The sequence below is a fragment of the Rhodococcus sp. PBTS 1 genome, from assembly GCF_001620025.1.
GTDB lineage: Bacteria > Actinomycetota > Actinomycetes > Mycobacteriales > Mycobacteriaceae > Rhodococcoides > Rhodococcoides kroppenstedtii.
On the sequence record NZ_CP015219.1, the window covers coordinates 1,130,241 to 1,156,783 of the forward strand.

The 26,543-nt window shown below is 68.9% G+C and carries 26 protein-coding genes; 12 read left to right on the top strand and 14 right to left on the bottom strand.

Features of this window, described 5'->3' with window-relative positions; all coding sequences use genetic code 11:
* Positions 1 to 69 precede the first annotated feature (69 nt).
* From hglS to A3Q40_RS05115, 3 genes are all read right to left on the bottom strand, one after another.
* Complete coding sequence (gene hglS / locus A3Q40_RS05105) at positions 70 to 1,458, bottom strand: 2-oxoadipate dioxygenase/decarboxylase (RefSeq protein WP_068100184.1); 1,389 nt, start codon at positions 1,456 to 1,458, stop codon at positions 70 to 72.
* Positions 1,455 to 2,846: an FAD-binding oxidoreductase gene (locus A3Q40_RS05110; RefSeq protein ID WP_162269840.1), complete on the bottom strand. Its 1,392-nt coding sequence runs from the start codon at positions 2,844 to 2,846 to the stop codon at positions 1,455 to 1,457. Before A3Q40_RS05110 ends, hglS begins: the two co-directional genes overlap by 4 nt.
* A gap of 95 nt (positions 2,847 to 2,941) precedes the next feature.
* A complete protein-coding gene (locus A3Q40_RS05115; protein ID WP_068100188.1) occupies positions 2,942 to 4,306 on the bottom strand; it encodes an MFS transporter in 1,365 nt (454 codons plus the stop codon).
* 164 nt (positions 4,307 to 4,470) lie between these two features.
* On the opposite strand from A3Q40_RS05115, the gene A3Q40_RS05120 reads away from it, so the two are divergent.
* Complete coding sequence (locus A3Q40_RS05120) at positions 4,471 to 5,217, top strand: GntR family transcriptional regulator (RefSeq protein WP_068100190.1); 747 nt, start codon at positions 4,471 to 4,473, stop codon at positions 5,215 to 5,217.
* Here the strand turns inward: A3Q40_RS05120 and A3Q40_RS05125 are convergent.
* Complete coding sequence (locus A3Q40_RS05125) at positions 5,202 to 5,759, bottom strand: type II toxin-antitoxin system PemK/MazF family toxin (RefSeq protein ID WP_068100192.1); 558 nt, start codon at positions 5,757 to 5,759, stop codon at positions 5,202 to 5,204. The genes A3Q40_RS05120 and A3Q40_RS05125 overlap by 16 nt on opposite strands.
* 113 nt (positions 5,760 to 5,872) lie before the next feature.
* Between A3Q40_RS05125 and A3Q40_RS05130 the strand changes: the two genes are divergently transcribed.
* Both A3Q40_RS05130 and lepA read left to right on the top strand, forming a co-directional pair.
* The gene (locus A3Q40_RS05130; RefSeq protein ID WP_068105309.1) at positions 5,873 to 6,901 is read left to right on the top strand and encodes an ABC transporter substrate-binding protein; all 1,029 of its coding nucleotides are present in this window, start codon (positions 5,873 to 5,875) and stop codon (positions 6,899 to 6,901) included.
* Positions 6,902 to 7,017: 116 nt separating this feature from the next.
* A complete protein-coding gene (lepA, locus tag A3Q40_RS05135; protein ID WP_157889696.1) occupies positions 7,018 to 8,907 on the top strand; it encodes a translation elongation factor 4 in 1,890 nt (629 codons plus the stop codon).
* Positions 8,908 to 8,949: 42 nt separating this feature from the next.
* Here lepA and A3Q40_RS05140 read toward each other — a convergent pair whose 3' ends face one another.
* Both A3Q40_RS05140 and A3Q40_RS05145 read right to left on the bottom strand, forming a co-directional pair.
* On the bottom strand, positions 8,950 to 9,903 hold the full coding sequence (locus A3Q40_RS05140) for a type IV toxin-antitoxin system AbiEi family antitoxin (RefSeq protein ID WP_157889515.1): 954 nt from the start codon (positions 9,901 to 9,903) through the stop codon (positions 8,950 to 8,952).
* 223 nt (positions 9,904 to 10,126) lie between these two features.
* Positions 10,127 to 12,112 (bottom strand): glycoside hydrolase family 15 protein, encoded by a 1,986-nt coding sequence (locus A3Q40_RS05145; protein WP_308124853.1) that lies wholly within the window; start codon positions 12,110 to 12,112, stop codon positions 10,127 to 10,129.
* Between the two features lie 146 nt (positions 12,113 to 12,258).
* Between A3Q40_RS05145 and A3Q40_RS05150 the strand changes: the two genes are divergently transcribed.
* Positions 12,259 to 12,537 carry a hypothetical protein gene (locus A3Q40_RS05150; protein ID WP_068100197.1) on the top strand — a complete coding sequence of 93 codons (279 nt, stop codon included), beginning with the start codon at positions 12,259 to 12,261 and terminating at the stop codon, positions 12,535 to 12,537.
* Positions 12,538 to 12,609: 72 nt separating this feature from the next.
* Here A3Q40_RS05150 and A3Q40_RS20985 read toward each other — a convergent pair whose 3' ends face one another.
* Positions 12,610 to 12,744, bottom strand: a complete 135-nt coding sequence (locus tag A3Q40_RS20985; RefSeq protein ID WP_256365931.1) for a hypothetical protein — start codon at positions 12,742 to 12,744, stop codon at positions 12,610 to 12,612.
* Here A3Q40_RS20985 and A3Q40_RS21100 point away from each other — a divergent pair.
* The 5 genes from A3Q40_RS21100 (at position 12,722) to A3Q40_RS05170 (ending at position 16,685) form a co-directional block, all read left to right on the top strand.
* Positions 12,722 to 12,775 (top strand): Ms4533A family Cys-rich leader peptide, encoded by a 54-nt coding sequence (locus A3Q40_RS21100; RefSeq protein WP_371831230.1) that lies wholly within the window; start codon positions 12,722 to 12,724, stop codon positions 12,773 to 12,775. The genes A3Q40_RS20985 and A3Q40_RS21100 overlap by 23 nt on opposite strands.
* A gap of 124 nt (positions 12,776 to 12,899) precedes the next feature.
* On the top strand, positions 12,900 to 13,919 hold the full coding sequence (locus A3Q40_RS05155) for a sulfate ABC transporter substrate-binding protein (protein WP_068100199.1): 1,020 nt from the start codon (positions 12,900 to 12,902) through the stop codon (positions 13,917 to 13,919).
* Positions 13,920 to 13,921: 2 nt separating this feature from the next.
* Positions 13,922 to 14,821, top strand: coding sequence for a sulfate ABC transporter permease subunit CysT (cysT, locus tag A3Q40_RS05160; RefSeq protein ID WP_082833765.1), 900 nt, complete (start codon positions 13,922 to 13,924; stop codon positions 14,819 to 14,821).
* On the top strand, positions 14,818 to 15,621 hold the full coding sequence (gene cysW / locus A3Q40_RS05165; RefSeq protein WP_068100200.1) for a sulfate ABC transporter permease subunit CysW: 804 nt from the start codon (positions 14,818 to 14,820) through the stop codon (positions 15,619 to 15,621). The genes cysT and cysW overlap by 4 nt, the downstream gene beginning before the upstream one ends.
* Positions 15,622 to 15,674: 53 nt before the next feature.
* Positions 15,675 to 16,685, top strand: coding sequence for a sulfate/molybdate ABC transporter ATP-binding protein (locus A3Q40_RS05170; protein ID WP_068105317.1), 1,011 nt, complete (start codon positions 15,675 to 15,677; stop codon positions 16,683 to 16,685).
* Here A3Q40_RS05170 and A3Q40_RS20145 read toward each other — a convergent pair.
* From A3Q40_RS20145 to A3Q40_RS21065, 6 genes are all read right to left on the bottom strand, one after another.
* Positions 16,577 to 17,140: a hypothetical protein gene (locus tag A3Q40_RS20145; protein WP_157889516.1), complete on the bottom strand. Its 564-nt coding sequence runs from the start codon at positions 17,138 to 17,140 to the stop codon at positions 16,577 to 16,579. The two genes, A3Q40_RS05170 and A3Q40_RS20145, sit on opposite strands and share 109 nt — an antisense overlap.
* A gap of 73 nt (positions 17,141 to 17,213) precedes the next feature.
* Positions 17,214 to 18,929 carry a GTP-binding protein gene (locus A3Q40_RS05180; protein ID WP_068100204.1) on the bottom strand — a complete coding sequence of 572 codons (1,716 nt, stop codon included), beginning with the start codon at positions 18,927 to 18,929 and terminating at the stop codon, positions 17,214 to 17,216.
* Positions 18,929 to 19,861 carry a sulfate adenylyltransferase subunit CysD gene (cysD, locus tag A3Q40_RS05185; protein ID WP_068100206.1) on the bottom strand — a complete coding sequence of 311 codons (933 nt, stop codon included), beginning with the start codon at positions 19,859 to 19,861 and terminating at the stop codon, positions 18,929 to 18,931. The genes A3Q40_RS05180 and cysD overlap by 1 nt, the downstream gene beginning before the upstream one ends.
* A complete protein-coding gene (locus A3Q40_RS05190) occupies positions 19,858 to 20,589 on the bottom strand; it encodes a phosphoadenylyl-sulfate reductase (protein WP_068100209.1) in 732 nt (243 codons plus the stop codon). Before A3Q40_RS05190 ends, cysD begins: the two co-directional genes overlap by 4 nt.
* Before the next feature lie 73 nt (positions 20,590 to 20,662).
* Positions 20,663 to 22,366: a nitrite/sulfite reductase gene (locus tag A3Q40_RS05195; RefSeq protein ID WP_068100211.1), complete on the bottom strand. Its 1,704-nt coding sequence runs from the start codon at positions 22,364 to 22,366 to the stop codon at positions 20,663 to 20,665.
* Positions 22,367 to 22,477: 111 nt separating this feature from the next.
* A complete protein-coding gene (locus tag A3Q40_RS21065) occupies positions 22,478 to 22,570 on the bottom strand; it encodes a putative leader peptide (protein ID WP_315774186.1) in 93 nt (30 codons plus the stop codon).
* Between the two features lie 54 nt (positions 22,571 to 22,624).
* On the opposite strand from A3Q40_RS21065, the gene hemW reads away from it, so the two are divergent.
* Positions 22,625 to 23,842: a radical SAM family heme chaperone HemW gene (hemW, locus tag A3Q40_RS05200; RefSeq protein WP_068100213.1), complete on the top strand. Its 1,218-nt coding sequence runs from the start codon at positions 22,625 to 22,627 to the stop codon at positions 23,840 to 23,842.
* Positions 23,843 to 23,859: 17 nt separating this feature from the next.
* Here the strand turns inward: hemW and A3Q40_RS05205 are convergent, their stop codons facing one another.
* Positions 23,860 to 24,165, bottom strand: coding sequence for a type II toxin-antitoxin system VapB family antitoxin (locus A3Q40_RS05205; protein WP_068100215.1), 306 nt, complete (start codon positions 24,163 to 24,165; stop codon positions 23,860 to 23,862).
* Between the two features lie 97 nt (positions 24,166 to 24,262).
* Here A3Q40_RS05205 and hrcA point away from each other — a divergent pair, with 97 nt between their 5' ends.
* Both hrcA and dnaJ read left to right on the top strand, forming a co-directional pair.
* Complete coding sequence (gene hrcA, locus A3Q40_RS05210) at positions 24,263 to 25,306, top strand: heat-inducible transcriptional repressor HrcA (protein ID WP_068100217.1); 1,044 nt, start codon at positions 24,263 to 24,265, stop codon at positions 25,304 to 25,306.
* A gap of 88 nt (positions 25,307 to 25,394) precedes the next feature.
* Positions 25,395 to 26,543 (top strand): molecular chaperone DnaJ, encoded by a 1,149-nt coding sequence (gene dnaJ, locus A3Q40_RS05215; protein ID WP_068105321.1) that lies wholly within the window; start codon positions 25,395 to 25,397, stop codon positions 26,541 to 26,543.

Sequence of the window (26,543 nt, forward strand, 5' to 3'; positions counted from 1 at the left end):
AAACGGTTCGGCCCCCTGAGCGACGCCAACGTGGTGACGACGCTCAGGGGGCCCTCAGTCAAACGATCGTCAGACCGATACTGCTGGGTCCGATTCCGGGTCGAGTCTCAGCACCCGCCGGACTTCTTCGATGGACGCTTCACGAATGCGCGAGTAGAGAGTGTGGGGGTCGTGCAGAGTTCTGCCGAGAACGCCTTCCATCGATAGGGCATCGAATGCAGTTGCGTCCCGACCCGAATCGCGACTGCCTTCGGAGTCCAGGTTCGAAGTGAAGATGCCCGCGGCGGACTTCGGAAGAAAGTCCTCGTAGACGATCGGTTCGGCGACCACCGAGCCGGACCTCACGAGGTCGGCGATGCTCGCACCGCGATCGGCCTCCCGGCCCGTCGCCCGAACCGTGAAGTACGCCAGATCCTTGTCGAGCAATTCGATGTCGGACTCCGGCACCATCGCCGACCACAGCTCGCGTGCGCCACCGTCCGCACGTTCGGTCGCCGACATGCTGTCGAGCCGGGCGAGGAACGCGTCATACCTATCGCGGCCCGCGGGAGTTGCTGCCACACCTCGACTTTCGACCTCACCGAAGCGGACTCGAAGAGTGCCTGTCCGGATGCTGCCGTCGGACTCGCGAAACCGGCGTTCCTCGTCGAGTGCGCGGAACGAGGTCTGGCGCAGTAGAAGGTCTGTTCCGTCCGTCCGGGGCGGCCCCTGAATGGTATCGATCATCGAAATACCGCGCTGCTCCATCCGGGTGTGCAGCAGATCAATGTCGAGCACTCGGGGCGTCAGATGGTTGATGTGGGTGGTGGTGACCCCACCGATGTCGGCTGCCACGGCGGACACCGACTCGAGTTCGCGGTACCACGCCCTGTCGACGGGCTCCTCGGACAGCGCGAACGCGTTCGTGGCGAGCGTCAGAAATCGCTCGGCAGCAGCGTCGTCCAGACCGAGCTTCGCCTCCGATTCGGCAGCGAGAACCAGCAACTCGTCGGGAAACAGAGTTCTGCTGTCGAGGAATGAGGCGAGCCGTCCGCCGAGATCGTTGTCGAAGAATCGACGGTCAGATGCCACGAGCATAGACGTGAAGACCCGGAACGGGTTTGCCGCCAGCTCTTCTGCGTCGATCGGTCGAAATGCTGTCGACACGACGGGAATAGAACTCGACGCGGCTTCCCTCAAGTCGTAGAAGCCCACGGGAAACATGCCCATGGCGCCGAAAATCGCTGCTACTTGGGACATCTCGCGTTCGTTGCCCACCCGAATCGCACCGTGGCGTTCGGCGGTTACTCGATCGATGGATCCGAGCTTCTCGGCGTCGGCACCGACTCGCTCGATCGCCTCGACGTTGATGGACTCGGTCACCTCGACCAAGGTCTTGTAGGCCGGAACTTCCTGTCCGTACAGCGCCGAAAGTCGAGATGCGAAGCGGGCCCGCAATTGGGTGTGCGTCACGGTCATGCCGGTGTCTCCTCGTTGTGGGCGATCGATGTGTCCGGAAACAGAACCCCGGGGTTGAGGAGCTGATCCGGATCGAACGATGTCTTGATCTGTTTCATCAGCTCGTACTGGGCCTGCCCGCGCTGGCGGTGGAGCCACCGCTGTTTGGCGCGCCCGACACCGTGTTCGGCGCTGATCGTGCCTCCGGCGCCCAGGATCAGTGCCAGCACGGCGTCTTCGATCTCGTCCGCGACCTCTTCGCTGTACTGCGCGGTGCCCTCGGGTGGCAGCACGCTGATGTGAAAGTTGGCTTCCGCGAAATGGCCGAAAAGCGCTGTTCGAGAGTCGGGGTCGACGCTGCGGGCCGCCGCATCGACGTCGTTGCACACCGAGGCGAAGTGCTCGATGGGAACCGCGACGTCCAGTTTGACCGGCACTCCGTCCGCCGAGATGGCCTCGGACATGCTTTCGCGGAAGGCCCACACCGCGCGCTGCTCGTTGGCGGACTCAGCCACGATCACGTCGTCGGTACCGAGGTCCGCCTCCGCGATGATCTGTTCGATAACCGGTTCAGCCGCGGTCAACAGACCGGCGTCGCCCGAATCCCGTTTCGTTCGTTCGGTTTCTGCGACTTCTGCAAACACCCAGAATCCGCTGGTGTCCATCGGGGGAACGGCGTCGAGGTGGCGTGCGACCCGCAGGATGTCCTGCCCTCTGGCCCATTCGAGCGCTTCGACACCGGGAAGGCGGCGCAGCGTAGGCAGGGACGTGGCGGCATGATCGACGCTGCCGAAACGGAAAAGAATCCGGACCGTGTCGGCGTTCGGTTCGACGAGCCGCCAGGTCACGTCGGTGACTATCCCGAGAGTTCCTTCGGCACCGATGAACAGATCGACCAGGTCGTAGCCGGTGTTGTCCTTGGGAAGCGTTTGCCGACGATCGATGACGTCCCCGTTCGCGGTGACCACACGGAGCCCGGCGATCCGTGCGCGTGCGCTCCCGTACCGCATCACCCGGGCGCCGCCGGCATTGGTGGAGGCGATCCCGCCCAGAGTCGCTGACTCCGCGGACGCGATGTGGAGTCCGGTCTCGAACCCGTGCGATTGCGCCACCTCGCGTAGGGCCGACAGCGTCAGACCGGCCCCGACCGTGATCGTCGAATCTGCCGACACCTTGCCCACCGCCGTCATCGACTCGGTCGAGACCACGATGCTGCGCTCCGACGGGACCGAACCGCCGACCATTCCTGTGTTGCCTCCCTGCGGGACGATCGAGACACCGTGGCGCTGGCAGACTCGGACGATGTCGACCACTTCGTCGACGGTGCGTGGCCGCGCGACGGCGAGAGCCGTGCTCTTCCAGCGTCCGGTCCAGTCGACCGTGTAGCGGGTGATGTCGTCACCCGGCACGAGCAACCGGCCGTCGACTGTCTTGCGCAGTTCTTCCTCAAAGCTGTTCATCGAAGCACTTCCCGTGATTGCGTCGTGTATTCACATGCTCGACGTCACGCGACGTACGAGGTCTTGCCGGGCTCGCGAACAGAGTTGCTGCACAAACTGTTTTCGTAGCGAGTGGTCTCGCGGCGGCTCACTCGAGGCGCGAGGACGATGGCCGTCAGTGACGCCGCGATGAGGGCGGCGTAGAGGAACTGCACCGGCACGACGCTCCCACCGGCCGCACTCACCAGAGTGACTGCCAGTAACGGCACGAACGCGGAAACCAGGGAACCGGACAGCTGGTAGCCCAGCGAGATGCCGGTGAAGCGGAGTTCGGTGGGGAACAGTGTCGTCAAGAATCCCGACAGGGTCGAATAGTAGGCGGCGTGCCCGACGAACGAGAGAGCCACGGCGACGTAGATGAGCGTGGCGTTGCCGCTGGACACCGCGGCCAAGAGTGGGACGGGAGCGATGATCAGGTACAGGATGGTCCACCAGATCTGCGCCCGGTGCACCGTCACGCGGTCGGCGATCACTGCCGCTATCGGCGTCACGATCAGTTGGGCGAATGCGCCGGCGAGCAGAGCGTTCAGGAACAGCTGGCGCGGAATGCCTTCCGACTCGACAGCGAGGTTCAGTGCGAACACGTTCCTGATGTACACGCCGGACACGGCGAAGCACGCGACGAAGACGCAGATGTTCAGTACCGGGAACCTGCGCACCAACTCGATCACGGGAGGGGCTTCACGGCCGGCCGCTTCGCGCTTCGCCCGAGCTGCGACGAACTCCTCGTTCTCTTCGAGCTTGAGTCTGATGAGAAGACCCACGACGAGAAGCAGACCCGAAAGCAGGAACGGAATCCTCCATCCGCCGTTCAGCAGCGATTCGTCGGGGATGAGAAGGAACACGCCGGTCGAGAGGATGGTGCCCACGGGTGCTCCGAGCTGGACCATCGATGCAGCCAGTGCTTTGCGGTGCGCCGGCGCTGCTTCCGATGCGACGAGGACGGCGCCGCCCCACTCGCCGCCAACCGACAAACCCTGCACCATACGCAGGATCAGCAGGCAGATCGGCGCTGCGATCCCGATGGAGTCATACGTCGGCAACAGGCCGATCAAAGTCGTCGCCCCACCCATCATCAGCAACGTGATGAGAAGTGAGGTCTTTCGACTCACGCGGTCACCGATGTATCCGAAGAGAATGCCGCCGACGGGTCGAAGAACGAAACCGACGGCGAAGGTGCCGAGCGCCGAAAGGGTTCGAATCAGGGGATTGTCGGAGGGGAAGAACAGATCGCCCAGGACCAGAGCCGCGGCTGTTCCGAAGACGTAGAAGTCGTACCACTCGATCGATGTGCCCGCGAGGGCTGCTGCAGACGCCCGGCGCGCCTTCTTGGCGTGCTCCGGGGTCGACTTCGGGGGTGCCGATGACATGTGTGCTCCTGCTCATGCGAGGACGTCGGTGTGTTCGAGGCCACTAATTTGTAGCATGCTACGACCGGGCGCGGGATGCAAACCCGCGCGACGGGCGCTCGATTCTCGTTCTGGCCTCCGCGTCCAGCGCTGAGATGCGTCGCGCGCGAGTAAGATTCGGCCCCATGGCATCCGGTGTACTCGCGCTCGACAAGCTGGGGCCGACCGGCGGCCGACGCACCGAGCAGATCATGCACGCGATCAGATCGGCGGTCGACGACGGGAACATGGTTGCGGGTGAGCTCTACTCCGTCTACCAGTTGTCCGAGGTGTTGGGCGTCTCACGAACTCCGGTACGTGATGCCCTGCTGGTGCTCGAACAGATCGGGTTGATCAAATTCGAACGCAGGCAGGGCTTTCGGATTCTTCTTCCCGATCCCGTCGACATCGCCGAGATCTTCGACGCGCGCCTCCAGCTCGAGGTGTCGGCCGTCCGGCGCGCCGCTGTGGATGCGTCTCTACCGTTCCTGGCCCGTCTCGACGCTCAGATGGAGCAGATGCTCCGCGCAGCCGACGCCGGGGAGAGTCAGTCGTTTGCGCTCCTGGACCAGGATCTGCACGCCCTGATCCTGAATGAGGCGGGCAACAAGCGCATCGCGGAGTACGTCGGCTCCCTGCGCGAGACCACACGACTGCTGGGTGCCTCCACGATGCAGAGAACTCGGTCCCTGCGCGACGTGCACGAGGAACACAGGCCGATCATAGAAGCGATCCGCGAACGTGACGGCGACGCGGCAGGGCGAATGATGTACGAGCATCTCGTTGCGACCGGTCGATTGCTGGTTGCACAGGCAGTCGATGCTCAGCGGAGCACAGCCGATCCGGAACGAATCTGGGCGGACGTCGTGATCCCCTCTCACGTCCAGCTGTAACGGGCCTTCAGTTCTCCAGCAACATGTTCGAACCTCTCGCGCGGGAAGATCGCGCCCTCGCGCCGGATGCCGGCCTCGGGCACGTCGAGGACGCGGTCCAGGCGCAGCCAGCTGGGTCGACCCTGCGCGTCCCATGGCCCGGAACCGACGGCGAGCCAGTCACGGTCGCCGTCGTGGTTCTTGCTGGAGAGCATGAGGCCGAGCAGCGTCGCGCCGTCGCGGCCGACGACGAGCACCGGCCGGTCCTTGCCCTGCGACGGGTCCTCCTCGTAGGCGACCCAGGTCCAGACGATCTCGCCGGGGTCCGCGGCGCCGTCGAGTGCGGGGGCGTACTCGATGCGGCGGGCACGCGCCGCCGTCGGGGCGGACGTGGTGCTCACCGGACGCCCGGCGGGTGCGGACGGCGCGCTCGGGCGACGTCCCGCGAGCTGTTCCTGGACGCGGTCGAGAGCGCCGGATCGCTGCAACTGACGGAACAGGCGCGGCCCCTCCGCGACGGCTAGGCGGCCCAGCTTCTTCCCGATCTGTCCCAGCGTTGGCATGGGATTCAGATTACCGAGTCCGACGATCGTGACTCACCCACGCGAGATTAGGTTCGGCTACCCTCACCCCGTCCCGGAGGAACCGGGCGAACCGGGCGATCCAGGGAGTGATGATGAGAACCACCGAACATCGACCGCGACGACGGAGTCGTCTGCTGGTCGCCGTCGCTGCTGCGGGCCTGCTGGTCCTGACGGGCTGCTCGTCGGGTGACGACGGAGACGCGGTGGGGGAGACGACGGTGACGCACGCGTTCGGGGACACCGTCGTCCCGGCGAACCCGCAGCGCGTGGTGTCGGTGGGGCTGACCGAGCAGGACACCCTGCTGGCGCTCGGGATCGTGCCGGTCGGCGTGACCGAGTGGTACGGCGATCAGCCGTACGCCACGTGGCCGTGGGCACAGGACCTGCTCGGGGACGCCACGCCCGAGGTGCTGAGTCAGGTGGACGGCATTCAGTTCGAGAAGGTGAGCGCGCTCGAGCCGGACCTCATCATCGGTACCAACGCCGGGATGAGCGCCGACGACTACGCGCGCCTGAGCGCCATCGCCCCCACCATCGCGCACAGCGACCCCGACTCGCCGTACTTCGAGCCCTGGGACCAGCAGGTGCGGACCATCGGCGCCGCCGTCGGCAAGCCGGACGAGGCCGACGCGCTCGTCCGCGGTGTGGAGGACCGCTACCGCGACGCCGCCGCACAGCACCCCGAGTTCGCGGACACCAAGGCGGTGTTCCTGCAGAACGCGTTCTACGACGGCAACGCCATCGCCTACCAGGACGGGCTGAGCACCGACTTCCTCACCTCGCTCGGCTTCACCATCCCGGACGAGCTCGATGCGTTCGTCACCGCCCAGGACGCCCAGGCCTACATCCCGCTCGAGAACCTGTCCGTCCTCGACGCCGCCGACGTCCTGATCTGGGGCACCGAGGACACGGACGACCGCACGGCGCTCGAGGCGGACCCCGTCTACGCGTCGCTGCAGGAGGTTCGCGAGAACCGGGTGGTCTTCACCGACGGCGTCGTCGCCGGCGCCATCTACTTCACCTCGCCGCTGTCGCTGCCGTACCTGCTCGACGCGCTGGTGCCCGCGCTGTCGTCGACGCTGGCGGGGGACGGGCCCGCCACCGCGGCCGGGCCGGCCTGATCGTGACGGCCGGGCCGGCCTGATCGTGACAGCGGCGCCGGCCTGATTCGCTCGCGTGGCGGGCGTCGGTGACCACCGACGTCCGCCACGCGTCGCGGGTGCGGATATTCTGGGCGGTGCGCCGTCCGACACCTGCGGACCACGCTCGTCTCGAGGAGTTTCCCATCGCCAGTTTCGCGGACACGACGTTCACGGATCCCGCCCGCATCCGTAACTTCTGCATCATCGCCCACATCGACCACGGCAAGTCGACGTTGGCGGACCGGATGCTGCAGCTCACGGGGGTGATCGACGACCGGTCGATGCGTGCGCAGTACCTGGACCGCATGGACATCGAGCGCGAACGCGGCATCACCATCAAGGCCCAGAACGTGCGGCTGCCGTGGAAGGTGGGCGACACCGAGCACGTGCTGCACCTCATCGACACGCCCGGTCACGTCGACTTCACGTACGAGGTCTCGCGTGCGCTCGAGGCCTGCGAGGGAGCGGTCCTGCTGGTCGACGCCGCGCAGGGTATCGAGGCGCAGACCCTGGCCAACCTGTACCTGGCGTTGGACAAGGACCTAGAGATCATCCCGGTCCTGAACAAGATCGACCTGCCCGCCGCCGATCCGGACCGCTACGCCGCCGAGATCGCCCACATCGTCGGGTGCGACGCCGACGACGTGCTGCGGGTCTCCGGCAAGACCGGCGAGGGCGTCGAGGCGCTGCTCGATCGTGTCGTTCAGCGCGTGCCCGCCCCGGTGGGCGACGCCGACGGCCCGGCGCGCGCCATGATCTTCGACTCGGTCTACGACACGTATCGCGGCGTCGTCACGTACGTGCGCGTGGTCGACGGCCGTGTCGTCCCCCGCGAGAAGATCAAGATGATGTCGACGGGCACCACCCACGAGCTGCTCGAGGTGGGCATCGTCTCGCCCGAGCCCAAGGCGACGACGGGCCTCGGCGTCGGCGAGGTGGGGTACCTCATCACGGGCGTCAAGGACGTCCGTATGTCGAAGGTGGGTGACACCGTCACCACCGCCCGGCACGGCGCGACCGACCCGCTGACCGGGTACCGCGAGCCGCGGCCGATGGTCTACTCCGGGCTCTACCCGGTGGACGGGTCCGACTACCCCAATCTGCGCGATGCGCTGGACAAGCTCCAGCTCAACGATGCGGCGCTGACGTACGAGCCGGAGACGTCCGTCGCGCTCGGATTCGGCTTCCGCTGCGGGTTCCTGGGTCTGCTGCACATGGAGATCACCCGCGAGCGGCTCGAGCGGGAGTTCGACCTCGACCTCATCTCCACCTCGCCCAACGTGGTCTACCGCGTGGAGCTCGAGGACGGGAGCGAGCACGTCGTCACCAACCCGTCGTACTGGCCGGAGGGCAAGGCGCGCAACATCTTCGAGCCGATCGTCAAGTGCACGATCATCTCGCCGAGCGAGTTCATCGGGTCCATCATGGAGCTGTGTCAGAGCCGCCGCGGCGAGCTCGGTGGCATGGACTACCTGTCCGAGACGCGCGTCGAGATGCGGTACACGATGCCGATGGCGGAGATCATCTTCGACTTCTTCGACTCGCTGAAGTCCCGCACCCGCGGCTACGCCTCGCTCGACTACGAGGAGGCCGGCGAGCAGATCGCGGCCCTGGTCAAGGTGGACATCCTCCTGCAGGGCGAGGCCGTCGACGCGTTCAGCGCCATCGTGCACAAGGACGCCGCCGCGGCCTACGGCAACAAGATGACCGGCAAACTCAAGGACCTCATTCCGCGTCAGCAGTTCGAGGTGCCCATCCAGGCGGCCATCGGGTCCAAGATCATCTCCCGCGAGAACATCCGGGCCATCCGCAAGGACGTGCTGGCCAAGTGCTACGGCGGTGACATCAGTCGGAAGCGCAAGCTCCTCGAGAAGCAGAAGGAGGGCAAGAAGCGCATGAAGACCATCGGTCGCGTGGACGTCCCCCAGGAAGCCTTCGTGGCTGCGCTGTCCTCCGACGCGGCGTCGGACAAGCCGAAGAAGTAGTCCTTCCCGCGGACCGTTCCTGCGTGTGCTGACGGTGCACCGTCAGCGAACGTGGGAGGGGTCAGCGGGAAGGCCGGAGGCCGGTCGGAATTCAGCGGGAAGGCCGGAGGCCGGTCGGAATTCAGCGGGAAGGCCGGCTCGGGCGAGGGCTTTGGTGAGGATCGCGCGCAGCCGCTCCGGGTGCAGCAGGTCCTGCCAGGTCCAGCGAACCACGTGAACCCCGAGGGCCCGGAGCGCGTCCTCGCGGAGCTTCTCCTGGACCACGGTCAGGCCGCCGCCCTCGTACTTCACGGCGCCGTCGAACTCGCCGACCAGTCTGCCGTCCCAATCGAAGTCGGTGCGGGCCACGAAGAGTCCGTGCTCGTCGCGGAACTCGTGCTGCAGTCGCGGCTCGGGGATCTCGGGCCAGCCCAGCATGAGTGCGCGGGAGAAGGACTCGCCGAGACTCTCCGTGAGCGGACTGGCCCGTTCCACGGCGCGGCGGGCGAGTTGGATCCCGTGGCGGCGACCCATCCGCCTCAGGACACCCGGTAGGTCCTCGGCGCCGAGCCGGAGCGACGACTCGACGGCGCACAGTCCGTGTACGGCCGGCCGAACGCACGCGAGGTCGAGGGCGGTGCGGGCCGGCGTCGTGACCCGAACGCCGTCGACGACGGTCACGTCGACGTCGGACAGGGGCACCCGGTGTTCGACGGTCGCCGCCGTCGTCTTCCCGCCGCCACGGCCGTCGACGGTGACGTGCACTCGGTCGCGGCAGGGCGCGAGCACCGGCAGACCCAGCAGTGCGGCTGCGCTGTCGTGGCTGGCGACGGCCTGCGCGCGACAGGTCATCGCGGCGTGGACCGCGAGGCGGTACCGGTCCGCGTCGGATGCGCTGCGCCACAGCTTGCCGTCGGTGTAGGTGCCGCGCCGAACCCGCGCCAAGGAGCCGTCGCGGACGAGTCCGTGCAGTTGCCGGTCGGTGTGGTCGCCGGTGCGGCGGTGGTAGAGGGTCACGAGCACGATCCTGACCCGAGCCCCAACCCGGACGTGTCCGTCGAGCCGCGGTTGTCCACAGTCCGGGCCGCTGTCCCCACCCGTTCCCGCGGGCGTTTCCTGCGTTCGCGGACGGTGCACGGTCCGCGAACGCAGGAAGGGGCAGCGGGAAGGCCGGAGGCCGGTCGGAAGCGGCGGGAAGGCCGGAGGCCGGTCGGAAACGGCGGGAAGGCCGGAGGAAGAGTCAGGAGTGGCCGTGGGCGGGCTGGAACTGCCCCGACTGCGCCGCCTCCTCGGCCCGGATGACGTGCACCACCGCGTTGATCAGCGCGAGGTGGGTGAAGGCCTGGGGGAAGTTGCCCAGGTGGCGGCCGGTGGTGGTGTCGATCTCCTCGGCGTAGAGCTTGAGGGGGCTGGCGTACCCGAGCAGCCGCTCGCACAGGCGCTTGGCGCGGTGCAGTTCCCCGATCTCCACGAGCGCCGACACCAGCCAGAACGAGCAGATGGTGAAGGTGCCTTCCTCGCCGGACAGGCCGTCGTCGGTGGTGTCGACGCGGTAGCGCAGGACCAGTCCGTCCTGGGTGAGTTCGTCGGCGATGGCGAGCACGGTCGCGCGGACCCGCTCGTCGTCCGCGGGGAGGAATCGCAGCAGGACGACCAGGAGCAGCGACGCGTCCAGCGAGTCGTCGCCGTAACGCTGCGTGAAGACCCCGCGGTCGTCGACGCCGTGCTCGAGGATGTCGGCCTTGATCTCGTCGGCGACGGCGCTCCACTCCTCGGCGTACCCACGCTCCCCGTGCAGCAGAGCGAGTTTCGCGCCGCGGTCGAGGGCGACCCAGCACATCACTTTCGACGACGTGAAGTGCTGGGGTTCGCCGCGCACCTCCCAGATGCCGCGGTCGGGCTCCCGCCAGTGCTTCTTCGCCTCGTCCACCTGACGCTTCAGCAGGGGCCACAGCGACTCGGGAACGTGCTCACGCGAGCGGACGTGGAGGTACACCGAGTCGAGCATGGTGCCCCAGATGTCGTGCTGGCGTTGGTTGTACGCACCGTTGCCGACGCGGACGGGGCTCGCGCCGTCGTATCCCGAGAGGTGGTTCAGTTCCTCCTCCTCGAGGGTGCGCTCCCCGCCGATGCCGTACATCACCTGCAAGGGAACGGGTTCTCCGTCGGCGTTGCCGGTGACGTCGGAGATGAAGGAGAAGAAGTCGTTCGCCTCGCGATCGAGCCCGAGGGTGTAGAGACCCCAGAGGGCGAAGGTCGAATCCCGCACCCAGGCGTACCGGTAGTCCCAGTTACGGGCACCGCCGGGGGTCTCCGGCAACGACGTCGTGCTGGCGGCGAGCAGCGCGCCGGTGGGTGCGTAGGCCAGACCCTTGAGAGTCAGCGCGCTGCGCTGGAGGAAGCCGCGCCACGGGTGGTCGGGGAAGCGGCCGATGGTGATCCACTGTCGCCAGCACTCCGCGGTCTGCCACATCTTGTCGGCGGCCTCGTCGAAGGTGCGCGGCGGCTCGAGGCTCGACCACGACAGCGCGACGAAGACGTTGTCGCCCTCGCTCATGCGGGTGCGAGCACGAGCCTCCCGGCCCTCGATCCCGATGCGCAGGTTCGTCGTCAGCTTGAGCGTCGGCTGGTCACCGTTCTCGGGTCGGGCGGTGGCGGTGGCCTCCTCGTAGACGTCGCCGGTGTACTCCCAGACGGTCTGCTTGCGGTGGTAGTCGAAGGCGGGCTCGCAGCTCATCTCGAGCTCCACGGTGCCGCTGACGCATTTGACGCTGCGCAGCAGGCAGTGCTCGGCATCCCAGTCCGACGGCGCCCGCTTGTGGGTCCGGGAGCGCTCGTCGGTGTTGTGCCAGGGCCCCATGAGGAGGGCGTCGCGCACGATCAGCCAGCCCGTCTCCGTCTGCCACGTGGTCTCGACGATCAGGCCACCGGGCAGGTAGCGACGCGCGGCCGGCACGTTCTGTCCGTACGGGCCGATCCGGAAGTGACCGGCGCCGCGGTCCAGGATCGCGCCGAAGACGCTGGGGGAGTCGGGGCGCGGCACGCACATCCACTCCACCGACCCGTTCCGGGCGATCAGGCACGTCGTCTCGCAGTCCGAGAGGAACGCGTAGTCGTCGATGGGCGGGAAGGCCGAGCGATGCGGCGCCCACCCCGCCGTGGTCTGGGGGACCGCGTCGAGCGCCCCACCCTCGTCGCCCCCGTCCGGACTGGCCGGACCGAACACCGCCTCTCCGGCCGTCGCGACGCGAGGAACGGCGGACTGTTCGTCGAACGGGCTCATCGACACATCATCGGTGCGCGAGGGCCGGGCGTCCAGGTGACGCGCAGGGGCGATCCTGTCGTCGTGCCACGAGGGCTAGGCTCGGACCGATGAACGCGGTGGCCTCGTGGTGGGACGGAGTGGAACTCTGGATCGCCGGGCTGCCGTTCGTCCCCCAGGTCGCCGTCGTGCTGGCCGTGGTGGTTCCGGCCGCGGCCGTGGTCGCGGTGGTGGCCGACGTGGTGTTGTCGGCGCTGTTCGACGGGCGCCGCCGCGTGGTCGGCAAGGACAGGCCCAGCCGCGTGGTCGGCAAGGACAGGCCCAGCCGCGTGGTCGGCGAGGATCGCCCTACCGGTGCCGCCCCCGCGGCCACCGAGAGTCGAGAGTGAGAAGCGTGCCCCGCTCGCGTGTGACGTTGACCCTGATCGTGTTGGTGCTGCTCGTCGTGGTGGCCTGGCTCCTCACGCGGTGATGGCCCGCGTGGTCTGCATCACGTCGAGAACGGGCACGTAGGAGTCCTCTGCTAGATTCTCGGCTGTGTTCGACGCCGCGCCCGCACCGATCCGCCACCAGTTGGCGCTGATCGCTGTCGGCATGCTGGCCGTCGCCGACGTCGACTGTCGCTGACACTCTTCGCGTTCGGCTGTGTCCGTGCCGACGCATCCTCGGTCGCTACGCCCCCCTCCCCGTCGTGCCCCACGGTCGTCGCCGTCCGCGCGCCTCCGTGCCGTTCCCGAGAGGTTCTCACTCCGTGTTCCGATCTCGTCGCGTTCGCCTGCTCACCGTCACCGCCGCCGTCGCCGCTCTCACGCTCACCGCGTGCTCCACCGGCTCGTCGGACACCGTCGGTGAATCCGCCGCCACCACCTCCGGCCCGTCGCTCACGCTCGTCGGCTACGCCGTCCCCAAGAACGGGTGGGACGCGATCGGAGAAGCGTTCCGCGCCACCGAATCCGGCGAGAACGTCACGATCAACGCCGACTACGGCGCCTCGGGCAACCAGTCCCGCAAGGTCGCCGACGGCGCGCCCGCGGACATCGTCAACTTCTCCGTGGAGCCCGACGTCACGCGCCTGGTCAAGGCGGGCAAGGTGAGCGAGGACTGGAACGCGAGCGCCACCGGCGGCGTTCCGTTCGGTTCGGTCGTCTCGTTCGTCGTGCGCCCGGGGAACCCGAAGAACATTCGCACCTGGGAGGACCTGATCCGGCCCGACGTGTCGGTCATCAGCCCCAGCCCTCTCAGCTCCGGCTCGGCCAAGTGGAACCTCCTCGCCCCCTACGCCGCGGTGAGCAACGGCGGCCAGAACCGGCAGGCCGGCCTCGACTACATCACCCAGCTCGTCGAGCGCTTCCCGGTGCAGCCGGACTCCGGTCGCTCCGCGTCGGAAGCCTTCCTGCAGGGTCAGGGCGACGTGCTCCTGAGCTACGAGAACGAGGCGCTGCTCCTCGAGAGCCAGGGTCAGGCCGTCGAGCACTTCGTGCCCGAGCAGACCTTCCGCATCGACAACCCCGTCGCCGTCGTCGAGGGGAGTGCCAATCTCGAGCAGGCCAACGCCCTCAACGAGTTCTTGTACACCGAAGAGGGACAGCGCATCTGGGCCGAGTCCGGCTTCCGGCCGGTCGATCCCGGCGTCGCCGCCGAGTTCGCCGACAAGTTCCCGACCCCCGGCACGCTGTACACCATCGACCAGCTCGGCGGCTGGACCGCGGTCGACGCGGACCTGTTCGGCGAGAACGGTGCCATCAACGCGATCTACAAGGCGTCGAGCTGACCATGAGCACCACGGAGAGGTCCGTTGTCGGACGCCGTAGAAAACCGGCCTCCGGCCTGCCCGGAAAAAGGCGACCGGCCTCCGGCCTGCCCGGAAAAAGGCGACCGGCCTCCGGCCTGCCCGGTGGCCCCCTGACGCTCGGCACCGTCCTCCTCTGGCTCTCGATCATCGTTCTGCTCCCGCTCGCCGCGGTGGCGAGCCGCTCGCTCTCCGACGGACCGGGCGCGTTCCTGGACGCGGTGACCGACCCCCGAGCCCTGGCGACGTTGCGCGTCACGGTGCAGGTGTCGGTCGCCGCGACGGCGGTGAACGTCGTGATGGGCACCCTCATCGCCTGGGTGCTCGTGCGCGACGACTTCCCCGGCAAGGGCATCGTCAACGCCCTCATCGACCTGCCGTTCGCCTTGCCGACCATCGTCGCGTCGCTCGTCCTGCTCTCGCTCTACGGACCCATGAGCCCGGTCGGCATCACCCTGAACGCCACCAAGGCGGGCGTGATCGTGGCGCTCGCGTTCGTGACGCTGCCCTTCGTGGTGCGGGCGGTACAGCCGGTGCTGATCGAACTCGACCGCGAGGTGGAGGAGGCAGCCGCGTCCCTCGGGGCGAACAACCTCGTCGTCTTCCGGCGGGTGGTGCTGCCCGTGCTGCTGCCGTCGATCCTCTCGGGTGCGGGGCTCGCGTTCTCCCGCGCTCTCGGCGAGTTCGGCTCCGTGGTGCTGATCGGCGGGAACATCCCCGGCGACACACAGATCGCCTCGCAGCTCATCCGTGAACAGATCGAGACCGATCAGCCGGTCGACGCCGCCGCCATCTCGGTAGTGCTGCTGGCCATCGCGTTCGTGGTGTTGTTCGTGTTGCGGGTGTCCGGCAACCGCCTCGCTCGACGGGAGGCGCAGCGATGAAGCTTGCACCGGGGACACGCATCGGGCTGCGCACGGTCGCGCTGCTCTACCTCGGCATCCTCGTCGTCTTCCCGCTCGCGGCGATCCTCTACCGCACGTTCGAGAACGGCGTCGTCGAGTTCTTCCAGCTGATCACCACGCCCGCCGCGCAGTCGGCCCTGCAGCTGTCGCTGCTCATCGTGGCGATCGTCGTTCCGCTGAACGTGGTGTTCGGGGTGGTCACGGCGCTCGCCCTGGCCCGCGGCAACTTCCGCGGCAAGGGACTTCTGCACGCCGTGGTGGATCTCCCGTTCGCGGTGTCGCCGGTCATCGTGGGCGTCGCCCTCATCCTGCTGTGGGGTGCAGGCGGGTGGTTCGGCGCACTCGCGGGATGGGGCATCACCGTCATCTTCGCGCTGCCGGGCATGGTGCTGGCCACCATCTTCGTCACCCTGCCGTTCGTCGTCCGCGAGGTCGAACCGGTGCTGCACGAGATCGGCCAGGAACAGGAGGAGGCCGCCGCGACGCTGGGTGCGACGTCGTGGCAGACGTTCTGGCGCATCACCCTGCCGGCCATTCGCTGGGGCCTGACCTACGGCGTCGTCCTCACCGTCGCCCGCGCGCTGGGTGAGTTCGGCGCCGTCATCATCGTCTCGACCAACCTGCCCGGCATCTCGCAGACGTTGACCCTGTTGGTGAACGCCCGCTACGAGGACTTCAACCAGGCCGGCGCCTACGCGGCGTCGACGCTGCTGATGGCCGTCGCCGTCGTCGTCCTGCTCTTGATGACGGTCCTGGACCGGAAGCGAACCAAGGAGTGACCACCGTGAGCTCAGACTCGGCCACGTCCACCACGGCCACCACGGCCGCCGCCATCGAGATCTCCGTCCGCGACGCGCGGAAGCAGTACGGCGATTTCGTCGCTCTCGACGACGTCTCGCTGGACATCCCGTCCGGCTCGCTGACCGCGCTGCTCGGCCCGTCCGGGTCGGGCAAGTCGACGCTACTGCGGTCCATTGCCGGGCTCGAGGAGCTGGACGGCGGCGCGGTGGTGATCGCCGGTGACGACGTCACCAGCGTCAGCCCGCAGAAGCGCGACATCGGCTTCGTCTTCCAGCACTACGCCGCGTTCAAGCACCTCACCGTGCGCAAGAACGTGGCCTTCGGACTGGAGATCCGCAAGCGCCCGAAGGCCGAGATCGACGACCGGGTCGACCAGCTGCTCGAGATCGTCGGTCTCACCGGTTTTCAGACGCGATTTCCGGCGCAGCTGTCCGGTGGGCAGCGCCAACGCATGGCGCTCGCGCGTGCGCTCGCCGTCGACCCCCGAGTATTGCTGCTGGACGAGCCCTTCGGAGCGCTCGATGCCAAGGTCCGCGCGGACCTACGGACCTGGCTGCGCCGGTTGCACGACGACGTCCACGTCACCACGGTGCTCGTCACCCACGATCAGCAAGAGGCGCTCGACGTCGCCGATCGGATCGCCGTGATGAACGCCGGGCGCATCGAGCAGGTGGGGACGCCCCGCGATCTGTACGACCGGCCGGCCAACGACTTCGTCATGTCCTTCCTCGGTGACGTCTCCCGCGTGAACGGTCAGATGGTGCGACCGCACGACATCCGGGTCGGCCGGACCCCGGAACTCGCGCGAGCGCAGGAAGAAGGCACCGCCGAGAGCGCCGGCGTGCTGCGCGCCAGCGTCGAGCGCGTGGTGCACCTCGGTTTCGAGGTGCGCGTGGAGCTGCGCAACGCGGCGACGGGCGAGCTCTTCTTCGCTCAGATCACCCGCGGCGACAACGAGGCGCTCGGCCTGACCAGCGGCGAGACGGTGTACGTACGTGCCACGCGCGTTCCCACCATTGCCGGTAGCGCCGGCACCGTCTGACCCCCCAGATCGATCACCGGTTCCGCGATCGGAACCCCGCCGGCGGCGGACACCAGAGCCAGGACGTCGCCGGCGCGCACGTCGGCGGCGAGGTCGACGGCGGGGCACAGGCAGACGCCCGCGGTGCAGAGGCGGACCGGAACGGGCCGAGCGAGGGCGTGGCGCGACGCCACCCGCGCACGCGCGGGACGACTGCCGCTGGGGGTTCCGGTGGTGACCACGCGTAGCAGTCCGTGGTCGTGCACGACGGCCACCGCGCGGACGACCGCCACCAGAGTGCCCGACGCGGTCCGCACCACGGCGGCGTCGCCGGCGCGGTCGACGAGGTCCGTGAGCAGGTGGTCACCGTCCGAGCCCCGTGCGGCGAGGGCGCCGGATCGGTAGTGAACGTCGGTGGGCCACAGCGGATCCGCGGTGTCCGACAGGAGCGAGGGGAGCGTCTCACGCAAGGTCACCCCGCGAGACTGCCCGCTCGGTAGCCCGGCCGTCACCGCGCTGACGCGGTCTTGACGGCCGGGCGGCCGATCTCTACGCCAGACCCAGTGCCCGCACCGCCGCGTCGGCGTCCGCGACGTCGTGCCGCTCCACGCCCGCAGCGTCGATCTCCTGGTGGACGGCCGCCAGGACGGCCGGATCCGCGGCGTCGAGGGCGAGCACGGCCACCACGCCCGCGTCGGCGAGCAGCCGCGCGACCCGAGCGAGGTGGATCGCCGCGGAGCGGGCGTCGGGGGACAGATCGAGCGCACTGCGCAGTGCTGCGCCGTCGAGTGCGTACGCGTTGCGTCCGCGCGCGGTGAGCGCGTCCTCGATGCCGGCGGCCGGTGCGGCGACGCCGTCCGGATTCACCACCAACAGGACGGCACCGCGTTGGCCCGTACGGGCGGCACGGTCGTCGGCGGGCAGGGCCGAGGGCGTCCACGCGACCGACTCGCCTCGGTCCGCGATGTCCCGCGCGCCTTCCACGATGCCGGCGGCGACGGTGTCGTTGGTGTGTTCGTCGACGAGGATGAACGCCCCGGCATCGCGATTGTCCACGTAGTCGTCGCTGACGACGACCGCGCTGGTGCGCAGCGTGACCCGGGCGATGTCGTTGAGGGACAGCGCCGACGGGCCCGCGGTCTCGTCGAGGGTCTCCGGGTCCAGACGCGAGTGGATGCGGTGCACGGTGGCCCGCACCGTCGTCGTCGTGTGTTTGAGAGCCACGCGATCGCCGACGGCGACGGGCTGCTCACCGAGCCAACACACCGTCGCGTCGATCTCGCGGGCCAGGACGGGCAGGTGCGCGCCCTCACGGCCGCTGACCAGCACGTCGCCGCGCGCGACGTCGATGTCGTCGGCCAGTTCCACCGACACGCTCAGGGGAGCGACCGCCACGTCGCGGTTCTCGTCCAGCGTGTCCAGCGCGGTGACCACGCTGCGCGAGCCCGACGGGAGCGCGACGACCGGGTCGCCGACCTGCAGCGTTCCGGCGGACAGGCGGCCGGTGTAGCGACGGCGCTCACCGACCGTGGGACGCGAGACCCACTGCACCGGCAGACGCAGTTCGGTCGCGACCGGAGCCGGGGCGGCCAGGTCGATGCCCTCGAGATGGTCGAGCAGCGTCGGCCCGTCGTACCACGGCATCGCAGCCGAGCGGTGGACGACGTTGTCGCCCGGCTTCGCGGCGATGGGGATGACGAGGATCTCGGTGCCCAGGCGCGCGCCGAGAGCGACCAGTTCGGCCTCGACGGCGCGGAAGCGGGCTTCGTCGTAGTCGACGATGTCCATCTTGTTGACGGTGGCCACCAGCCGGTCCACCCCGACGAGCGTCGCGATGCGGGCGTGGCGGCGCGTCTGACGCAGCACTCCCGCGCGCGCGTCGACGAGCAGGATGGCGACGTTGGCGTTGGACGCGCCGGTGAACATGTTGCGGGTGTACCGCTCGTGGCCCGGCGTGTCCGCGAGGACGTAGCTGCGCGTGGGGGTGGAGAAAAACCGGTACGCCACGTCGATGGTGATGCCCTGCTCGCGCTCGGCGCGCAGACCGTCCGACAACGCGGCGAGGTCGGCGACGCCGTCCTCGTCCGTCACGGACTCGAGGTGGTCCAGCGGCAGGCTGTCGGTGTCGTGCAGCAGCCGTCCGATGAGCGTCGACTTGCCGTCGTCGACCGACCCGGCGGTGGCGATGCGCAGCAGTTGGCGCGGGGCCACGCCGCCGGAGTCGGGGGAGGCGTCGGCACCGGGCCGAACGTCGGTGACGGTCATCAGAAGTACCCCTCGCGTTTGCGATCTTCCATGGCGGCGCTGGACGTGCGGTCGTCGGCGCGGGTCTCCCCGCGCTCGGAGACGGTGGCGGCGGAGATCTCCCGGATCACGCCCGCGATGTCGGTGGCCTGCGACCGCACCGCCCCGGTGATGGTCAGGTCACCCACCGTGCGGTAGCGCACGGTCTCGACACGAGCCTGCTCGTGCTCGGTCGGGGAGGTGTACTCCGAGGTGGCGAGCAGGATGCCGTCACGCTCGAAGACCTCGCGCTCGTGCGCGAAGTAGATGGAGGGCAGCTCCAGCTGCTCGAGCTCGATGTAGCGCCAGATGTCGAGTTCGGTCCAGTTGCTCAGCGGGAACACTCGCACCTGCTCGCCGCGCTTGATCCGGCCGTTGTAGAGCGACCACGGTTCCGGTCGCTGCGCGCGGGGATCCCACTGCCCGAACTCGTCACGGAAGCTGAGGACGCGTTCCTTGGCGCGAGCGCGCTCCTCGTCGCGACGCGCGCCGCCGAACGCGGCGTCGAACTTGTTGGCCTCCAACGCGTCCAGCAACGTGCGGGTCTGCAGACGGTTGCGCGATCCGCTGGGACCGCCGATCTCGCGCACGCGCCCGGAGTCGATCGACTCCTGGACCGACGCGACGACCAGGCGATGGCCGGCCTCGGCGAGCCGCCGGTCGCGGAACTCGATGACCTCCGGGAAGTTGTGCCCGGTGTCGACGTGCATGACCGGGAACGGTACCGGCGACGGCCGGAACGCCTTCTCCGCCAACCGCAGGAGGACGATCGAGTCCTTGCCGGCCGAGAAGAGCAGCACCGGGCGCTCGAGCTCGGCGACGACCTCTCGGATGATGTGCACGGACTCCGCTTCGAGAGCGCGGAGTTCGTCGACGTGGGTGACGTCGACGACCCGTTCGGTCGCCGCGGTCATCGCGTTCCTTCCTCGGTGGAGTGCAGGCCGCACTCGGTCTTGGTGCTTCCCGCCCAGCGGCCGCTGCGCGGATCCGCTCCGGGGGCGGGCTTGGCGGTGCACGGCGCGCACCCGATGGACGGATAGCCCTCCGCCACCAGGGGATTGACGAGGATGCCGTGGCGGTCGATGTAGTCCTGCATGTCGTCGTCCGACCACGCCGCAATGGGGTTGATCTTCACCAGACCGAACGCCTCGTCGAACGAGACCAGGGGGGCGTTGGCACGGGTGGGCGCCTCGACCCGCCGGATCCCGGTGACCCAGGCGCTGTAGTTGGCGAGCTCCCGCTTCAGCGGCACCACCTTGCGGAGGGCGCAGCAGCGGGCCGGGTCGCGCGCGAAGAGGTCCTTGCCCTCGAGGCGGTCCTGCTCGGCGACCGACACGGTGGTGGACGCGTCGATGACGTTGACGCCGTAGACCTGCTCGACCGCGTCGCGCGTGCCGATCGTCTCGGGGAAGTGGTAGCCGGTCTCGAGGAACAGCACGTCCACGCCGGGGTGGATCTGCGCGGCGAGGTGCACCAGCACCGCGTCCTGCATGTTGGAGGCGACGATGTAGTCGTCGCCGAACGTGTCCTCGGTCCACCGGAGCAGATCCTCGGCCGAGGCGTCGACGAGATCACGGGCGCCGCGCTCGGCGATCTCCCGGAGTTGCTGCTCGGACAGATGGCGGTGAGTGGCAACGCTCATGACGCACCCTTTCGCGAGGAGGTGGTGACGTGGTGACGAACGCCACCCCGCGGTTCCCGATTCCCGACGCGCGTCACTGCAGGTCCGCGTCGTCCGCGCGCACGGCCCACTGGGCGAAGCGCTCGCCCTCCGTGCGGTGCTTGACGAAGTTGCGCACCACACGGTCGATGTAGTCGCCGAGCTCGGTGCTCGTGACCTTGTGCTGGCGCAGCTTGCGGCCGAACGCGCTGTCGAAGCCGAGGCTGCCGCCGAGGTGGACCTGGAAGCCCTCCACCTGGCCACCGTTGCCGTCGTCGACCAGCTGACCCTTGAACCCGATGTCGGCGACCTGCGAGCGCGCGCAGCTGTTGGGGCAGCCGTTGATGTTCACGGTGATCGGCACGTCGAGCTGCGCGTTGATGTCCGCCAGCCGCTCCTCGAGCTCGGGCACCAGCACCTGCGACCGCTTGCGGGTCTCGGCGAAGGACAGTTTGCAGAACTCGATACCGCTGCACGCCATGAGGTTTCGGCGCCATGCGGACGGCCGCGCGGGCAACCCCAGTGCGTCCATCTCGGCGATGAACTGCTCCAGCTTCTCGTCGGCGATGTCGAGGACGATGAGCTTCTGGTACGGGGTGAACCGCATGCGGTCCGAGCCGGCTCGCTCGGCGGCATCGGCCACCTTCTGCAGGATGGTGCCGGACACTCGACCCGCGATCGGGGCGAGGCCCACCGCGTTCAGCCCGTTCTTCAGCTTCTGCACGCCGACGTGGTCGATGGGGCGCGTCGGCTTCTCCGGCGCCGGCCCGTCGAGCAGCGGCCGCTTCAGGTACTCGGTCTCGAGGACCTCGCGGAACTTCTCGACGCCCCAGTCCTTGACCAGGAACTTCAGCCGCGCCTTGTTGCGGAGGCGACGGTAGCCGTAGTCGCGGAAGATCGAGACCACGCCCTCCCACACGTCGGGCACCTCGTCGAGAGGCACCCACACGCCGAGACGCTGCGCGAGCATCGGGTTGGTGGACAGTCCGCCGCCGACCCAGAGGTCGAGGCCGGGGCCGTGCTCCGGGTGGTTCACGCCGATGAACGCCACGTCGTTGACCTCGTGGACCACGTCCTGCTGGCCGGAGATGGCGGTCTTGAACTTGCGCGGCAGGTTCGAGTACTCGGGCTTGCCGATGTACCGCTCGACGATCGCGTCGATGGCGGGGGTGGGATCGAGCACCTCGTCGAGCGACTCCCCGGCGAGCGGCGAACCGAGGACGACGCGCGGGCAGTCGCCGCAGGCCTCGGTGGTCTTCAGCCCGACCGCTTCGATGCGACGCCAGATCTCGGGTACGTCCTCCACCCGGATCCAGTGGTACTGGACGTTCTCCCGATCGGAGAGGTCGGCGGTATCGCGGCCGAACTCCGTGGAGATCTCGCCGAGGGTGCGCAGCTGCTGCGCGGTCAGGGCGCCCGCGTCGCAGCGAATGCGCATCATGAAGTACTTCGCCTCGAGGAGGTCGATGTTCTCGTCGCCGGTGAACGTGCCGTCGTACCCCTGCTCGCGCTGGGTGTAGAGACCCCACCAGCGGAACCGGCCCCGCAGATCGCTCTTGTCGATGCTGTCGAAGCCCTGCTTGGAGTAGATGTTCTCGATCCGCGCCCGCACGTTGAGCGGGTTGTCGTCCTTCTTGTTCTGCTCGTTCGGGTTCAGCGGTTCCCGGTAGCCGAGCGCCCACTGGCCCTCGGACCGGCGCTTGGCCGGCCGCGGCGATCGCGCGCGGGGTGCGGGGGATGCGGTCTCAGGTGTCGTCACGAAGTTCGCGCTCCAGAGGATTCGGGGCGCGGGCGGGAGCGAGAGGGTCCGGAGGGCTGGTCCGCACACCTCGTCCCCGACCGGCCGGGAGTGTGCGGGCTGGCGGGAATGTCAGACGATGGGCCCCAGACAGCTGCAGACGCGCGCGAGATCGACGTGGCGGCGAGCCACCAGCATGATCTCCACGACGGTCATGCGCCACATTCTGCCACGGCGGGCGGACACTCCCGTCGTACGCCCCGGGACCGGGGGAGGACAATGGACACGGTGACCTCTCCACCCCTCGCCACTGCGGCGGCGCATCCGCTGCCGAGCGCGGCGTTCTCGCGGCCCGCCCACCCGTTCGGGCTCTACCTCCACGTTCCCTTCTGCGCGACGCGGTGCGGCTACTGCGACTTCAACACCTACACCGCGGGGGAGCTGGGCGGCTCCGCGTCCCCGCAGTCGTGGCTCGACGGCGTGCGCCGCGAACTGGAGTCGGCCGCGGCCGTCTTCGCGCGCGAGGCCGGGGCCGTTCCCACGGTGGACACCGTCTTCGTGGGCGGCGGGACGCCGTCGTTGCTCGGGGCGAGCGGTCTGACCGACCTGCTGGACGCGACCCGAGCCGCGTTCGACCTGGCGCCGGACGCCGAGGTGACCACCGAGTCGAATCCCGAGTCGACCTCTCCGGCCTTCTTCGACGGCATCCGCGCGGCCGGCTACACCCGCGTTTCGCTGGGCATGCAGTCCGCGGCGCCGCACGTGCTCGCCGCCCTCGATCGGGCTCACACGCCCGGTCGCGCCGTCGCGGCGGCCAGGGAGGCGGCCGACGCGGGCTTCGCGCACGTCAACCTCGATCTCATCTACGGCACCCCCGGCGAGGAGGACGCCGACCTCGACGCGTCGCTCGCCGCCGTGATCGACGCCGGCGTCGACCACGTCTCGGCCTACGCGCTCATCGTCGAGGACGGCACGGCGCTGGCTCGTCGCGTCCGACGCGGCGAGATCCCCATGCCCGACGACGACGTCCTCGCGGCCCGCTACGAACGGATCGACGCGACGCTCGGCGCGGCCGGTTTCGCCTGGTACGAGGTGTCCAACTTCGCCCGCGGCGAGGGCGCCGCCTGCCGACACAACCTCGGCTACTGGGACGGCGGGGACTGGTGGGGGATCGGCCCCGGGGCCCACAGTCACGTCGGCGGCACCCGGTTCTGGAACGTCAAGCACCCCGCCCGCTACGCCGAGACCCTGGCCGGTGGACTGCTGCCCGTCGCCGACAGCGAGGTGTTGACCGACGACGAACGCCACCTCGAGCGCGTGATGCTCACCGTGCGACTGCGTACTGGTGTCGCGGCCGAGGACCTGCACCCGGCGGAGCGCGACCGCGCCGACGACGCCGTCCGGTCCGGACTGCTCGACCGCCGCGGCGATCGCTACGTCCTCACCGACCGCGGACGACTCCTCGCCGACGGCGTCGTCCGGGACGTGCTCGACTGAGCGGGCTCGGCCGACACCTACCCCATGATCGCGTCGTAGTCGAAGACCCGGGCGTGCAGCACGGTGCGATTCCGCAGCGCCGCGCGCACGGCCCGGTGCAGACCGTCCTCGAGGTAGACGACGCCGCGGAAATGCACCGCGTGCGGGAACAGGTCTCCGTAGAACGTGCTGTCCTCGGACAGAAGCCGGTCGAGTTCGAGCACCTTGGTGGTGGTCACGATCTCGTCGAGCCGCAGCTGCCGCGGCGGGATCTTGGACCAGTCCCGAAGGGACAGACCGTGCTCGGGATACGGCTTGCCGTCGCGCACTCCCTTGAAGATCACTCACGTCACAGTAGAGGTGGTCGGCCACACGGGGTAGGGCCGCCGGCCGGCGACTAGAATCGGCTGGTCGGGCAGGACGAGCGTGAGGGAGGAACGAGTGTCGACGACCGAGGATCGACGTTTCCAGGTCCTCCGTGCTCTGGTGGCCGATTACGTCGCCACCCAGGAGCCGATCGGATCGAAGGCGTTGGTCGAGCGCCACAACCTGGGAGTGTCCAGCGCCACCGTGCGCAACGACATGGCCGTGCTGGAGGCGGAGGGTTACATCACCCAACCGCACACCAGTTCCGGCCGCATCCCCACCGACAAGGGATACCGCCAGTTCGTCGACCGCATCGCCGACATCAAGCCGCTCTCCGCGGCCGAGCGGCGGGCCATCCTGCAATTCCTCGATTCGGGCGTCGATCTCGACGACGTGCTGCGTCGGGGCGTTCGCCTCCTGGCCCAGCTGACCCGACAGGTCGCCGTCGTGCAGTACCCCACGCTGTCGGCGTCCTCGGTGCGCCACCTCGAGGTGGTCGCGCTGACGCCGGCGCGGTTGCTGTTGGTCCTCATCACCGATTCCGGCCGGGTGGACCAGCGCATCGTCGAACTCGGCGACGTCATCGGCGACGACAACCTGGCGCGCCTCCGCGCCCTGCTCGGCGGGGCGTTGGAGGGCAAGCGTCTGGCGCAGGCGTCGATCGCCGTGGCGGAACTGGCGGACAACGCCCCGGACGATCTGCGCGACGCCGTGGTTCGATCGGCGACCGTGCTGGTCGAGACGCTGGTCGAACATCCCGAGGAGCGCCTGGTGCTCGGCGGCACCGCGAACCTGACCCGCAACGCCGCCGACTTCGCCGCGCTCAGCGGATTCCCCGGCTCGCTGCGGTCCGTCCTCGAGGCGCTGGAAGAGCAGGTGGTGGTTCTCAAGCTGCTCGCCGCGACCCAGGAGACGGGGCGGGTGACGGTGCAGATCGGCGAGGAGACCAAGGTGGAGGAGATGCGCGGCGCGTCCGTGGTGTCCACCGGCTACGGTTCCGCGGGAAACATTCTCGGCGGTCTCGGCGTTCTCGGACCGACACGGATGGACTATCCCGGCACCATCGCCTCCGTGGCGGCGGTGGCCCGGTACATCGGCGAAGTGCTCGCGGAACGCTGACGCGCGCGGGTACCCGACCACGACCTGTACGACCACTGCACGCACCTAGTACGACCACGAACACGACACAGAGGACATGAGCACTCACGTGGCACGCGATTACTACGGCACCCTGGGCGTCGACAGCAAGGCCAGCGACCAGGAGATCAAACGCGCCTACCGGAAGCTCGCGCGGGAGTACCACCCGGACGTCAACCCCGACGAGGCCGCGCAGTCCAAGTTCAAGGACATCAGCGCGGCCTACGAGGTGCTGTCCGACCCGGAGAAGCGCCGCATCGTCGACCTCGGCGGCGACCCGCTCGAGAGCGGCGGCGGGGGCGCGGGCGGATTCGGCGGCGCCGGTTTCGGTGGCGGTCTCGGCGACGTCTTCGAGGCCTTCTTCGGCGGCGGAGGCGGCGGCACCCGCGGACCCCGCGGCCGGGTGCAGCCGGGCTCGGATTCGCTGCTGCGCACCACGCTGACTCTGGAGGAGTGCGCGACCGGCGTGACCAAGCACATCGCCGTGGACACGGCGATCCTGTGCGACGTGTGCACCGGATCGGGCACCAACGGTGACTCGAAGCCCGTGCGCTGCGAGACCTGTGGCGGCGCCGGCGAGGTCCAGTCGGTGCAGCGGTCGTTCCTCGGCCAGGTGATGACCGCGCGTCCGTGCCCCACCTGCCGCGGTGCCGGCGAGACGATCCCGGATCCGTGCCGCAAGTGCGCGGGCGACGGCCGGGTCCGTGCCCGTCGTGACCTGGCGGTGAAGGTGCCCGCCGGCGTCGGCAGCGGCATGCGCATCCGGCTCGCGGGCCAGGGCGAGGTAGGCCCCGGCGGCGGCCCCGCCGGTGATGTCTACGCCGAGGTGGTCGAGAAGACCCACTCGACGTTCGTGCGTGACGGCGACGACCTGCACTGCACCATCCGGGTGCCGATGGCCGAGGCGGCGCTGGGAACGCAGGTGACCATCGAGGAGATCCTCGGCGGACCCACCGAGATCTCGATCGACCCCGGAACGCAGCCGGGTGCCGTGCAGGTCCTGCGCGGCCACGGCATGCCCAAGCTGCGCAGCGGCGTCCGCGGCGATCTGCACGCGCACCTCGAGGTGGTGATTCCCGCCCGTCTCGACTCCACCGAGACGAAACTGCTCAAGCAGCTGCGCAAGCACCGCGAGCGCGATCACGCCGAGGTGGTCACCACGTCGTCCCAGCACACGGGCGGTCTGTTCTCGCGACTGCGCGACGCGTTCTCCCGCTGA

Bases quoted from the DNA above. Each gene is read 5' to 3' on its own strand.
- A3Q40_RS05115 (WP_068100188.1), bottom strand. From the start codon at position 4,306: ATGTCATCGGCACCCCCGAAGTCGACCCCGGAGCACGCCAAGAAGGCG.
- A3Q40_RS05120 (WP_068100190.1), top strand. From the start codon at position 4,471: ATGGCATCCGGTGTACTCGCGCTCGACAAGCTGGGGCCGACCGGCGGC.
- hemW (WP_068100213.1), top strand. From the start codon at position 22,625: ATGGACACGGTGACCTCTCCACCCCTCGCCACTGCGGCGGCGCATCCG.
- cysW (WP_068100200.1), top strand. From the start codon at position 14,818: ATGAAGCTTGCACCGGGGACACGCATCGGGCTGCGCACGGTCGCGCTG.
- cysD (WP_068100206.1), bottom strand. From the start codon at position 19,861: ATGACCGCGGCGACCGAACGGGTCGTCGACGTCACCCACGTCGACGAA.
- A3Q40_RS05190 (WP_068100209.1), bottom strand. From the start codon at position 20,589: ATGAGCGTTGCCACTCACCGCCATCTGTCCGAGCAGCAACTCCGGGAG.
- A3Q40_RS05150 (WP_068100197.1), top strand. From the start codon at position 12,259: ATGAACGCGGTGGCCTCGTGGTGGGACGGAGTGGAACTCTGGATCGCC.
- A3Q40_RS21065 (WP_315774186.1), bottom strand. From the start codon at position 22,570: ATGTGGCGCATGACCGTCGTGGAGATCATGCTGGTGGCTCGCCGCCAC.
- A3Q40_RS05180 (WP_068100204.1), bottom strand. From the start codon at position 18,929: ATGACCGTCACCGACGTTCGGCCCGGTGCCGACGCCTCCCCCGACTCC.
- A3Q40_RS20985 (WP_256365931.1), bottom strand. From the start codon at position 12,744: ATGCCGACAGCGATCAGCGCCAACTGGTGGCGGATCGGTGCGGGCGCG.
- A3Q40_RS05130 (WP_068105309.1), top strand. From the start codon at position 5,873: ATGAGAACCACCGAACATCGACCGCGACGACGGAGTCGTCTGCTGGTC.
- A3Q40_RS05125 (WP_068100192.1), bottom strand. From the start codon at position 5,759: ATGCCAACGCTGGGACAGATCGGGAAGAAGCTGGGCCGCCTAGCCGTC.
- cysT (WP_082833765.1), top strand. From the start codon at position 13,922: ATGAGCACCACGGAGAGGTCCGTTGTCGGACGCCGTAGAAAACCGGCC.
- hglS (WP_068100184.1), bottom strand. From the start codon at position 1,458: ATGACCGTGACGCACACCCAATTGCGGGCCCGCTTCGCATCTCGACTT.